Origin of the sequence: Halobacterium sp. CBA1126 (assembly GCF_009741975.1) — an archaeon.
In the GTDB taxonomy this organism is placed as follows: Archaea; Halobacteriota; Halobacteria; order Halobacteriales; family Halobacteriaceae; genus Halobacterium.
In genome coordinates this window covers 1-11,091 of record NZ_WPCF01000086.1, presented here as the reverse complement: position 1 = coordinate 11,091, position 11,091 = coordinate 1, and the positions used below count along the sequence as shown (strand labels likewise).

Genomic DNA, 11,091 nt, shown 5'->3' with positions numbered 1-11,091 from the left:
CCTCGCCGCCGAGGACGGCGTGATCCCACTCGACGACCGTGCCGTCCGGGCGCTCGCGGCGGCCGCGGACGGGGCCGTGGACGGTGACGTCGTGGTCGATGACGCGCTGGCACTCGGCGTGGACGCTCCCGGTCTCGACGCACCAGTCGCAGGGGCCGGCGACGGGGTCGGCAGCGTCGAAGTGCGCCTGCCAGCGGTCGTGGTCCTCGCGGGTGGGCGCGACGAGTTCGAGGTAGGAGCCGTCCGGCAGCACGAGCGCCGCCATCTCCGTGCCGGCGTCGGGGTGTTCGCCGCCGTACGTGGGGTCGAAGCCGGCGGCTTCGAATCGGTCGACGAGGGCGTCGAGGTCGCTGGCGGCGAAGGGCACGTGGTCGATGACGGGGCGCATACCGGGGCGTTGACGGCGCGCACGCAAAAGCCTGCGGCGGGGCGCTGGAGCCGTCAGTAGAGGCTCCCCTCGGTCGTCGACTCTCGGATTTTCGAGCCGTCCGGCGCGACCAGCCACCAGACGTCGCCGACGCCCTGGCCGGCAGTGTCGCCGGGGCCGTCGTCGCCGTCGTAGTAGTACAGCGGCCGCTCGTCGGCGGTCACTTGCGCGCTGCCGTCGTCGCGGTCGGTCGTCCCGAGTTCCGCGGTGACGTCCGGCCCGGCAGAGAGGTCCTCGTCGACGGTCAGCGGCGGCCACGTACCCGCGCAGCCCTCGTAGCACGACGACTCGCCGGCGGTGTCCTCGTCGAAGACGTAGAGGCTGCTCCCGTCGGCGTCCACGAGCACCGGCCCATAGTCGTCCGTGGAACCGACCGCGACGGTGTACGTGGCGTCGGCCTCCCGGGTCTCTTCGCCCTGATTGGTCTCGTCACCGGCGTCGCCGCCCGTACAGCCGGCGACCGCCGCCGCAGCGCCGGTCCCGAGCGCCGTGAGCAGTAGTCTCCGGTACATGTGTGTTACTCTGTGGCACGGCGGGATAGCCGTTTGCCGAACTCTCACCCAATTCACGCCCCGGGGGCGTTCCGGAACTTCTGTAACGGCGTGGCGCACACCGGGAGGTATGACCACGACAACGAGCGCGCCGGGGAAGGTCTACCTCTTCGGCGAGCACGCCGTCGTCTACGGCGAGCCGGCGGTGCCCTGTGCCATCGAGCGGCGAGCGCGGGTGACCGTGACGGCCCGCGACGACGACCGCGTGCGGGTGTCCGCGGACGACCTCTCGCTGGACGGGTTCACCGTGGAGTACGGCTCCGGGAGCGACGCACAGCCCGACGTGGACGTGCCGACGCCGCTCATCGAGGCGGCGATGGGGTACGTCGAGGAAGCGCTCGGGCAGGCGCGGGACGCCGCCGACCGGCCGGAGGCGGGCTTCGACGTGGAGATCGAGAGCGAGATTCCGCTCGGCGCGGGCCTCGGCTCGAGCGCCGCGGTCGTCGTCGCGGGCATCGACGCCGCGACGCGGGAACTCGGCGTCGACCTCGCGCCCGAGGACGTCTCCGAGCGCGCGTACCGCGTCGAACACGAGGTACAGGACGGGCAGGCCTCCCGGGCGGACACGTTCTGCTCGGCGATGGGCGGCGCGGTCCGCGTGGAGGGCGACGACTGCCGGGTCATCGACGCGCCGGACCTGCCGTTCGTCGTCGGCTACGACGGCGCGAGCCACGACACCGGCGAGCTCGTGGCGGGCGTGCGCGGCCTCCGCGACGAGTACGACTTCGCGGCGGACACCGTGGAAGCCGTCGGCGACCTCGTCCGGGAGGGCGAGCGCGCGCTGGCCGACGACGACCTCGAGACGCTCGGCCGGCTGATGGACTTCAACCACGGCCTGCTCGCGGCGCTCGGGGTCTCCTCGCGCTCGCTGGACGACCTCGTGTGGACCGCACGGGACGGCGGCGCGCTCGGCGCGAAGCTCACGGGCGCGGGCGGCGGCGGCTGTATCGTCGCGCTCGACGAGGGCGACGGCGTGGAGACCGCGCTGTCGCTGTCGCCGGCCTGCGAGCAGTCGTTCCGCGCGGCGCTCGCGACGGAGGGCGTGCGCGTCGAATGACCGTCGTCGTCAAACTCGGCGGCAGCGTCGTCACCGAGAAGGACCAGCCCGAGACGGTCGCAGAGGACCGGCTCGCGGACCTCGCGGGCGCGCTCGGGGACGCCGCGGTCTCGGACCTCGTGGTAGTGCACGGCGGCGGGAGCTTCGGCCACCCGCACGCCGCCGAGCACGGCATCTCCCGCAGCGAGGGGTCGAGGGACGCCGCCGCGGCTCGCGACGTGGCGGCGGCGATGGAGGAGCTGAACGCGGCGGTCGTCGGCGCGCTCGCGGCCGCCGGGGTCCCGGCCGTCCCCGTCCACCCGTTCTCGGCGGGCTACCGGACCGCGGACGGCGACCTCCGGCTCCCGACCGGGCAGCTCGCGGCGATGCTGGACGAGGGGTTCGTGCCGGTGCTGCACGGCGACGTCCTCACGCAGGTCGGGAAGGGCGCGACAATCGTCAGCGGCGACGAGCTCGTCACGCACGTCGCCGAAGAACTGGGCGCCGGCCGCGTCGGCCTCTGTTCGACCGTCCCGGGCGTCCTCGACGAGAGCGGCGACGTGGTACCCGAGATTACCGACTACGAGGACGTCGCGGCGGCGCTCGGCGGCAGCGACGCGACGGACGTCACCGGCGGGATGGCGGCGAAAGTCCGCGCGCTGCTGGCGCTCGGCGCGCCGGCGTTCGTGTTCGGCCCGGACGCGCTCCCGGCGTTCCTCGCGGGCGAGGACGCCGGCACGCGCATCGAGGGCTGAGTTACTCGTCGAGCGTCTCGACGTCCGCGTCGGGCGCGTTCTCCTTCACGCTCTCCAGCCCCTGTCGGGCCTTCTGCTTGGACGCGTACCCCTCGCCGGAGTCCGCGATGATGTTGCCGTTGCTGTGCACGAGCCGCCAGCGGTACTGGCCGGCGTCGTCTTCGTAGATTTCGAACGTGGCGTCTGCCATGTTCCCGGCCACGTAACCCACCCACAAGGCGGTTGCGGCTGGCTCGGCGGTGCCGCGGCAATCCCCGCTGTTTTTAACACCGCGGGACGTAGGCCTGCCAAGAGCAGCGTCGCGCGCGTTGACGCGGCGGCCACCGACGGCTGTAAGACGCCGCGGCCGGCCGCCGCCAGTGCGCGGCTGTTTCAGACACGAATCCCCCTCCGTGGGGTTTCAGTGCTTCAAAACCATGGAAATCGAAATCGCAACAATCGGCGGATACGAAGAAGTCGGTCGGCAGATGACTGCCGTCCGAGCCGGTGACGACATTGTCATCTTCGACATGGGCCTCAACCTCTCGCAGGTCCTGATTCACGACAACGTCGAGACGGAGAAGATGCACAGCCTCGACCTCATCGACATGGGCGCCATCCCGGACGACCGCGTGATGTCCGACCTCGAGGGGGACGTGCAGGCCATCGTGCCGACGCACGGCCACCTCGACCACATCGGCGCGCTGTCGAAGCTCGCCCACCGCTACGACGCCCCCATCGTCGCCAGCCCGTTCACGCTGGAGCTCGTGAAAGGGCAGATCGAGGGCGAGCAGAAGTTCGGCGTCGACAACGACCTCGTGGAGATGGAGGCCGGCGAGACGATGCAGATCGGCGAGCGCTGCGAGCTCGAGTTCGTCCACGTCACGCACTCCATCATCGACGCCATCAACCCCGTCCTCCACACGCCGGAAGGCTCGGTCGTCTACGGGCTGGACAAGCGCATCGACCACGACCCCGTCCTCGAGGACCCCATCGACATGGACCGGTTCCGCGAGATCGGCCGCGAGGGCGAGGGCGTCCTCTGTTACATCGAGGACTGTACGAACGCCGGCCGGAAGGGGCGCACGCCCTCCGAGAGCGTGGCGCGACGCCACCTCAAGGACGCGATGCAGAGCATGGAGGACTACGACGGCGGCATCGTCGCCACGACGTTCTCCAGCCACGTCTCCCGGGTGTCCTCGCTCGTGGAGTTCGCGAGGGACATCGGCCGCGAGCCCATCCTGCTCGGCCGCTCGATGGAGCAGTACTCGGGCACCGCCGAGCGCATGGGCCGCGTGAACTTCCCGGACGACCTCGGGATGTTCGGCCACCGCAAGAGCGTCGACCGCGCGTTCAAGCGCGTGATGAACGAGGGCAAGGAGAACTTCCTGCCGATCGTCACGGGCCACCAGGGCGAGCCCCGCGCGATGCTCACCCGCATGGGTCGCGGCGAGACCCCCTACGACATCGAGAACGGTGACAAGGTCATCTTCTCGGCGCGCGTCATCCCGGAGCCGACCAACGAGGGCCAGCGCTACCAGAGCGAGCAGCTCCTCCGCATGCAGGCGCCCGCATCTACGACGACATCCACGTCTCCGGCCACCTCCGCGAGGAGGGCCACTACGAGATGATGCAGGCGCTCCAGCCCCAGCACATCATCCCCGCCCACCAGGACATGAAGGGCTTCGCACCGTACGTCAGCCTCGCGGAGAGTCAGGGGTACAAGGTCGGTCGCGACCTCCACGTGACCTCGAACGGCAACACCATCCAGCTCGTCGAGTAGATGTCCAAGAACGCCCGCGAACAAGCGGTGCTCGGGGCGGTCCGCAAGCGCCGCGAGAAGGTCAACGCCGCCATCGACGAGGACCTCCCCGAGCAGCGGCCCGAGCGCCTCTACGAGGCCGCCCGCTACATCCTCGAGGCCGGCGGCAAGCGCCTCCGCCCCGCCGTGCTGCTGTTGACGGCGGAGGCGCTGGCGGACGTCGAACCCGGGAGCACGGACTACCGGGAGTTCCCCGACCTGACGGGCGGCGAGGTCGACGTGATGGCGTCGGCGGTCTCCATCGAGGTCATCCAGTCGTTCACGCTCATCCACGACGACATCATGGACGACGACGACCTCCGGCGCGGCGTGCCGGCGGTCCACCGCGAGTACGACACGGAGACCGCGATTCTCGCGGGCGACACGCTCTACTCGAAGGCGTTCGAGATCATGCTGCGGACGGGCGCGCCGCCCGAGCGCGGCATGGCGGCGATGCAGACGCTCGCGGAGACCTGCACCCACATCTGCGAGGGGCAGGCCCTCGACGTCGACTTCGAGACGCGGACCGACGTCCTCCCCGACGAGTACATGGAGATGGTCGAGCTGAAGACCGCGGTGCTGTACGCCGCGGCGGCGTCGATTCCCGCGGTCCTGCTGGGCGCCGACGACGACACCGCCGAGGCGCTGTACAACTACGGCGTGAAGGCCGGGCAGGCGTTCCAGATTCACGACGACGTCCTCGACCTCACGGTCCCGTCCGAGCAGCTCGGCAAGCAGCGCGGCTCCGACCTCGTCGAGGGCAAGAAGACGGTCGTGACGCTGCACGCCAGCGAACACGGCGTCGACGTCGACGGCCTGCTGGACGCCGACGACCCGGAGAACGTCACCGACGAGGACATCGAGGACGCCGTCGAACGGCTCCGGGAGGTCGGCAGCATCGAGTACGCCCGCGAGGTCGCGGACGAGCTCGTCGCGGAGGCGAAAGCCCACCTCGACGTGCTGCCCGACAACGAGGCCCACCGCCGCCTCGAACAGGTCGCCGACTACCTCGTCGAACGCGGCTACTAACGTACCTTTTTACTCCTCGGGTGTGCTCGCTGCGCTCGCACAACACTCGTCGCAAAAATCTACGCCGGGAGAGCACAGCTCTCCCGAGCCCTGACTCGCTTCGCTCGTCAGGACGCTAAAACTCCCCGCGCTCACTTCGTTCGCGCAGTGAAACGCGCGGCCTCGCCGCGCGGATGCTACACCCGAAGCCGCGGGCATACGAGGCGGTTTCGACGTGGGTTTCGCTAGAAATCTCGGGGCGCGCTCGCGTTCAGTGCTCGCCGGCGACGATGTCGGCGACGCGCTGGCGGTCGAACAGCTGTTCGTCAGCGCCGAACTCCTCGGGGTAGAGCCCGCGGGCCGCGCGCTCGAGCTGGAAGAGGTGGATGATGGGTCCCTGGTAGGTGACGCCGCCGTAGAAGACGCGGTCGTTCTGGACGGCGGACAGCCGGCTGCCGGCCTCGTCGTCGGCCATGTAGGAGACGATCTCGTCCTGGACGTACTGGTCGGTGATCTCGCCCTGCATCCGGATGGCGATGGCGTCGGGGTCGGCGTCGAGGAGCGTCTCGTAGTCGACGGTGCCGCCGCCGGCCTGTGCGTCCTGCACGCCGGCCTCCGCGAGCGCGTCGCCGACGCCGAGGTCGCGGAAGTGCTTGAAGCTCGTGCCGTCGCCGACGAGGTACGGGTAGAAGGAGTCCGGCGGCACGTCCGCGGGGTAGAGGACGGCGACGTCCGGGCGTTCGTCGGGGAGCCGGGACTGGACGTCGGCGAGCACCTCGTCGTGGTAGGCGGCGAACGCCTCGTAGCGAGCCCGCTCGTCGAAGACCGCCGCGAGCTTCTCGAAGGCCTCGTACATCGAGTAGTAGCGGTAGTCGTGCCAGTCGTAGACCCGCGTGAAGCCCGTGTTCCCGAGGAACGGCCCGACGTTGGTCGCGATCTCCTCGACGTCGTCGCGGCTCCAGCCGAGCCGGTTCACCATGAAGTTGGGGTCGACGACGTGGAGGTCGGCGTCCACCTGGTAGTAGACTTCCGTGTTGGTGCCGTCGCTCCAGAGCTCCACGAGGTCGTCCGCGTCGACGGAGACGCCCGGGAGTTCGTCGTAGAGGTGGGTGGCGTATCTGGCGGCGAGGCCGATGGCCGCGAGGCCGTCGCCGTGGCCGAGCGCGACGCCCATGTCGGCGTAGTCGGCGGTGTACGGGGACCACGTCTCGGGGACGTCGTCGAACTCGACGGTGCCGACCGGCTCCATGGTCACCGAGTACGAGTCGTCGGCGGCGGTGGTCCCGGCGTCGGTTCCGGTGTCCGTGCTCGTCGGTTCGGCGCCGTCGTCGCCGCCGAGACAGCCGGCGAGCAGGCCGCCGCCGAGGACGGCGCCGCCGGTCTCGATGTACTCCCTGCGCGTCGGAATCTCGGTCGTCGTCGAAGCGTCCGGCATATATTTTAGGCTAGCCTAAAAATACATAACAGTTGCGTCTCGCCCGCGTCAGTCCCCGGTCCGGTCGAGGTACGCGCGGATGCGTTCGTCGTCGAGGTGCTCGAGAATTCTGTCGTGGGCCTCCCGGCGCCGGCGTTCGACTGTCTCCTCGTCGACGTACCTGTCGAGCCGGTCCGACGCCTCCGCGTCCCGGAGCGCGGCCAACTGCTCGTCGCTCAGGTCGTGGTCCTCGGGGACGTGCTCGTCGAAGTACTCGCGCCAGCGGTCGGGGTCCGCCCACTCCTCGTCGAGGGCGGCCTCCCGGCGGAGCCAGTCGACGCGCTCGGCGAGCCCCTCGGGGTAGCCCCGGTCGCGGCGCGCGTCGCCGACCACGTGGCCCCCGACGAGCGCGCCGAAGCCCGCGACGGCGAGCGCCTGCGTCGACCACTCCTCGACCGGCGACGCGACGTACAGGCCGTCGACGGGCGTGCGGCCGTCGCCGTCGGCGTACGTCCGGTCGAAGTGCTCGTGCTCCTCGCCGCCGTGCTCGTGGGTCTCGTACATCTCGCCGGCGTCGTCCAGCGGCCGGAGGTAGTCGGCGTCGTACCGGGTCGCGGCGACGACGCGGGTCGCCCGCACGCGCTCGCCGGACTGGCGTTCGAGGACGAACCCGTCGCCGGCGCGTTCGACGGACTCGACGAGGTCTTCGACGACGTCGCAGCCGGCTTCCTCGGCGTGGTCGTGGGCGAGCGCGTAGAACGTCTCGACGTCGATGCCGCCGGGGAAGCCGAGGTAGTTCTCGAGGTGCGCACAGCGCCGGAGCGACGAGCGCCCGCGGTCGAAGATCACCGTGTCGAGGCCCTCGCGGGCGGTGAACACGCCCGCCGAGCAGCCCGCCGGCCCGCCGCCGACGACGGCGACGTCCCACTCCGCTGGCTCGCTGTCCGCGGTGCTCACGGGTCGCCCCCGCCGGTACTGGCTCGTCGTCCGGACGCGCCGTGTCGCCCGGGTCGGTCGCTCGGTTGCACGTGTTTTAGGCGAGCCTAATCGAACATAAACGCATCGGGACCACGCAACAACTAAACGTCAACTCAGAAACGCCCGCGAAGGGTTAGTCGACGCGTTCGAGCCCTTCGCGCTCGACGTAGACGTCCATCTCTTCGGAGAGTTCTTCGAGTTCATCCAGCAGCCGCTCCTGATGCTCCCCGAGTTCGTTCCGAGTGCCTCGGGGCAACTGCTTCTCTAGGAGGTCAGTATACTGAACGCGCAGTTCGAAGGTGTCATTTAGCGTTCCCTGCAGTGCCTGCACGGTCGCACGGTCGCTTTCTGCACTCCGGTTCGCCCACGCGCTCAGGTTCGAGACGAACCCGTCCTCGATGTTCACACGGTCGGGCTCGTCAACGAGCTGATTGTACCACTTCTTTACCTGTATCGTCAGCGCACGGCGAAGCGTCCACGGCATTTCATTAAATCGCGACACCGGTACCTGAAGGAGGGAATCTCCTGCATATATGACGCTCATATTCGCGAAAATGTCCGTCCGCGTCTCGTCGTTATCCTCAATAGTGCGCTCGCTCACTTCGCCAGTCATCAGCACACGAATCACGTCTTCACGTTCGACAGCGAAGGATGCGGTTTCCTCCTTGAAGTAGAGGTAGCCGCCACCTATGAGAAGTGCCAATCCGAGTAGAATCGGGAGGAGTTCGCCGCTCAACCCGAAGAACGCAAAAATAGCGCCGACAACAAGTGCGACTGCGCCGTGGGGACCGTACGGTTTGTATTCGAGTTCCCCCTCGCCGACAGGGTGTGGTTCCGAGGATGCGGCGAGACGGCCTTTGACGCGGCCGGTTTTCTCACCGACGTCCTCACTCTCGATTTGGAGGTCGGTGTCTTGGTTGCCGACAGTTTCGTACTTGAAGTCGCCGTCCTGCTGGATTTCCTCTAGGCTGCGTTTGAGGGACCGGTAGAACTGCCGCGGGTTAATCCCTGTGTAGTCTCCCTCAACAAACTTCGTTGCCTTTCGGAGGGACTGCCGTCCGTATGATAATTCCCTCTTACTGGGATTATTCCTCGGCATACACATCCCAACTGACAGGACTAGTATAAAGGTTGTACCCTACATCGGGATACGGTAATTCGCGCTGCCGGAACGCAAGGAGGACCCCGAGCGCGGCGCGTAGTCGGCGCGAATCCCAACGGATTTGCCGGCCTCGGGCGAACGGACAGGTAATGGACGACGAACTCCGCGAGCGCGCGCGCCGCGAGGCCGAGACGGCGGCGCTGTTCAACGCGCTCAAGCACGGCAGCGACGCGCAGGTCGGGGCCATCATGGGGCCGCTGATGGGCGAGAACCCCGAGTTCCGCGAGCACGGCGACGAGATTCCCGGCGTCGTCGCGCCCGTCATCGAGGACGTGAACGCGATGGACGCCGCCGAGCAGCGCGAGCGCCTCGAGGAGCTGGCGCCCGAGCGCGTCGAGGAACTCGACGCCGACGACGAGGGCGACGACCAGGCGCTGCCGGACCTCCCGAACGCCGACGACTACGACGATATCCGGATGCGGTGTGCGCCGAACCCGAACGGCCCGTGGCACATCGGCCACGCCCGCATGCCCGCGGTCATCGGGACGTACGCCGAGGAGTACGACGGCGAGTTCGTCGTGCGCTTCGACGACACCGACCCCGAGACCAAGCGCCCGCTGCTGTGGGCGTACGACGAGATCCTCGAGGAGATCGAGTACCTCGGGTTCGAGCCCGCCGAGGTGTACCGCGCGAGCGACCGGCTGGAGACGTACTACGAGCACGCCCGCGACCTCGTCGAGATGGGCGGCGCGTACACGTGCAGCTGTCCCGCCGGCGAGTTCTCCGAGCTGAAGAACAGCGGGGAGGCGTGCCCGCACCGCGAGAAGGACGTCGAGACCGTCCGCGAGGAGTTCGAGGCGATGGTCGACGGCGAGTACGACGCCGGCGAGATGGTCCTCCGCGTGAAGACCGACATCGAGCACAAGAACCCCGCGCTCCGCGACTGGGTGGCGTTCCGCATCATCGACACCCCGCACCCGCGGGAGGAAGCCAGCGAGTACCGCTGCTGGCCGATGCTGGACTTCCAGTCCGGCGTCGACGACCACCTCACCGGGGTCACGCACATCATCCGCGGCATCGACCTGCAGGACTCCGCGAAGCGCCAGCAGTTCGTCTACGACTACTTCGACTGGGAGTACCCCGAGGTCATCCACTGGGGCCACGTGCAGGTCGACGCCTACGACGTCTCGATGTCCACGTCGACCATCCGCGAGCTCATCGACGCGGGCGAACTCGACGGCTGGGACGACCCGCGCGCGCCCACGCTCCCGAGCGTCCAGCGCCGCGGCATCCGCGGCGAGGCCATCGTGGACGCGATGGTCGAACTCGGCACGTCGACGAGCAACGTCGACCTCTCGATGTCCGCCATCTACGCGAACAACCGCGAACTCGTCGACGACGAGGCGCCCCGGCAGTTCTTCGTCCGCGACGGCTTCGACCCGCGCGGCTCCGGCGCCGAGGAAGAGTACGCAGCGGTCGAGGTCCCAGTCGAGGGCGGCCCGGACAGCGCGCACCCGCCGGTCCACCCCGAACACGAGGAGCGCGGCGAGCGGTCGATTCCCGTCGGAGACGGCGTCCTCGTCGAGGAGGACGACCTGCCCGCGGTCGGCGAGCGCGTCTGGCTGAAGGGGTACGGTCCGGTGCGGTACGACGGCGAGCGCTTCGAGTTCCTCGACGCGGACATCGACGTGGTCCGCGAGGAGGGCGTCGACGTCGTCCACTGGGTGCCCGCCGACGACAGCGTCGAACTCCGCCTGCGGACGATGGACGGCGACGTCTCGGGGTACGCCGAGCCCGGGTTCGCCGACGTCGACCCCGACGAGGTCGTGCAGTTCGTGCGCGTCGGGTTCGCGCGCTGCGACCGCCACGACGCCGAGGAGTCGGTCGCGTACTACGCCCACCCCTAGGCGAACTGGAGCCACGCGACGACCGCGAGCACCGTCGCCGTGAGCACCACCTGCATTCCTGCGGACGCGAGCACGCCGACGGTCGCGTAGCCCGCGCGCCGCGCGCTCCCGCGGAGGTCCTCGCTCGCGCGGA

General features: G+C 69.1%; 10 protein-coding genes and 1 pseudogene. 5 read left to right on the top strand and 6 right to left on the bottom strand.

The window, feature by feature from the left end:
* Positions 1-388 (bottom strand): VOC family protein (locus GJ634_RS11515; RefSeq protein WP_197425499.1); only part of this gene is annotated, 388 nt, incomplete at its 3' end.
* Between the two features lie 53 nt (positions 389-441).
* Positions 442-939, bottom strand: a complete 498-nt coding sequence (locus GJ634_RS11510) for a hypothetical protein (protein WP_157502912.1) — start codon at positions 937-939, stop codon at positions 442-444.
* A gap of 109 nt (positions 940-1,048) precedes the next feature.
* Between GJ634_RS11510 and mvk the strand changes: the two genes are divergently transcribed.
* Both mvk and GJ634_RS11500 read left to right on the top strand, forming a co-directional pair.
* Positions 1,049-2,035 carry a mevalonate kinase gene (mvk, locus tag GJ634_RS11505; protein WP_157502911.1) on the top strand — a complete coding sequence of 329 codons (987 nt, stop codon included), beginning with the start codon at positions 1,049-1,051 and terminating at the stop codon, positions 2,033-2,035.
* A complete protein-coding gene (locus GJ634_RS11500; RefSeq protein ID WP_157502910.1) occupies positions 2,032-2,769 on the top strand; it encodes an isopentenyl phosphate kinase in 738 nt (245 codons plus the stop codon). Before mvk ends, GJ634_RS11500 begins: the two co-directional genes overlap by 4 nt.
* A gap of 1 nt (position 2,770) precedes the next feature.
* Here GJ634_RS11500 and GJ634_RS11495 read toward each other — a convergent pair whose 3' ends face one another.
* On the bottom strand, positions 2,771-2,959 hold the full coding sequence (locus GJ634_RS11495; protein ID WP_157502909.1) for an HVO_2922 family protein: 189 nt from the start codon (positions 2,957-2,959) through the stop codon (positions 2,771-2,773).
* 226 nt (positions 2,960-3,185) lie between these two features.
* Here GJ634_RS11495 and GJ634_RS11490 point away from each other — a divergent pair.
* Positions 3,186-4,531 (top strand): annotated as a pseudogene (locus GJ634_RS11490) (RNase J family beta-CASP ribonuclease).
* Complete coding sequence (idsA3, locus tag GJ634_RS11485) at positions 4,532-5,578, top strand: geranylfarnesyl diphosphate synthase (RefSeq protein ID WP_157502908.1); 1,047 nt, start codon at positions 4,532-4,534, stop codon at positions 5,576-5,578. It abuts the pseudogene before it with no gap.
* A gap of 250 nt (positions 5,579-5,828) precedes the next feature.
* Here the strand turns inward: idsA3 and GJ634_RS11480 are convergent, their stop codons facing one another.
* The 3 genes from GJ634_RS11480 to GJ634_RS11470 form a co-directional block, all read right to left on the bottom strand.
* A complete protein-coding gene (locus GJ634_RS11480) occupies positions 5,829-6,992 on the bottom strand; it encodes an ABC transporter substrate-binding protein (protein WP_157502907.1) in 1,164 nt (387 codons plus the stop codon).
* Positions 6,993-7,040: 48 nt separating this feature from the next.
* A complete protein-coding gene (locus GJ634_RS11475) occupies positions 7,041-7,928 on the bottom strand; it encodes an NAD(P)/FAD-dependent oxidoreductase (RefSeq protein WP_331714133.1) in 888 nt (295 codons plus the stop codon).
* Positions 7,929-8,082: 154 nt separating this feature from the next.
* Positions 8,083-9,048, bottom strand: a complete 966-nt coding sequence (locus GJ634_RS11470; protein WP_157502906.1) for a hypothetical protein — start codon at positions 9,046-9,048, stop codon at positions 8,083-8,085.
* Between the two features lie 152 nt (positions 9,049-9,200).
* Between GJ634_RS11470 and GJ634_RS11465 the strand changes: the two genes are divergently transcribed.
* Positions 9,201-10,958, top strand: a complete 1,758-nt coding sequence (locus GJ634_RS11465; protein WP_157502905.1) for a glutamate--tRNA ligase — start codon at positions 9,201-9,203, stop codon at positions 10,956-10,958.
* Positions 10,959-11,091 lie beyond the last annotated feature (133 nt).

Coding starts and splice junctions, on each gene's coding strand:
- GJ634_RS11510 (WP_157502912.1), bottom strand. CDS start 939: ATGTACCGGAGACTACTGCTCACGGCGCTCGGGACCGGCGCTGCGGCG.
- mvk (WP_157502911.1), top strand. CDS start 1,049: ATGACCACGACAACGAGCGCGCCGGGGAAGGTCTACCTCTTCGGCGAG.
- GJ634_RS11500 (WP_157502910.1), top strand. CDS start 2,032: ATGACCGTCGTCGTCAAACTCGGCGGCAGCGTCGTCACCGAGAAGGAC.
- GJ634_RS11495 (WP_157502909.1), bottom strand. CDS start 2,959: ATGGCAGACGCCACGTTCGAAATCTACGAAGACGACGCCGGCCAGTAC.
- idsA3 (WP_157502908.1), top strand. CDS start 4,532: ATGTCCAAGAACGCCCGCGAACAAGCGGTGCTCGGGGCGGTCCGCAAG.
- GJ634_RS11480 (WP_157502907.1), bottom strand. CDS start 6,992: ATGCCGGACGCTTCGACGACGACCGAGATTCCGACGCGCAGGGAGTAC.
- GJ634_RS11470 (WP_157502906.1), bottom strand. CDS start 9,048: ATGCCGAGGAATAATCCCAGTAAGAGGGAATTATCATACGGACGGCAG.
- GJ634_RS11465 (WP_157502905.1), top strand. CDS start 9,201: ATGGACGACGAACTCCGCGAGCGCGCGCGCCGCGAGGCCGAGACGGCG.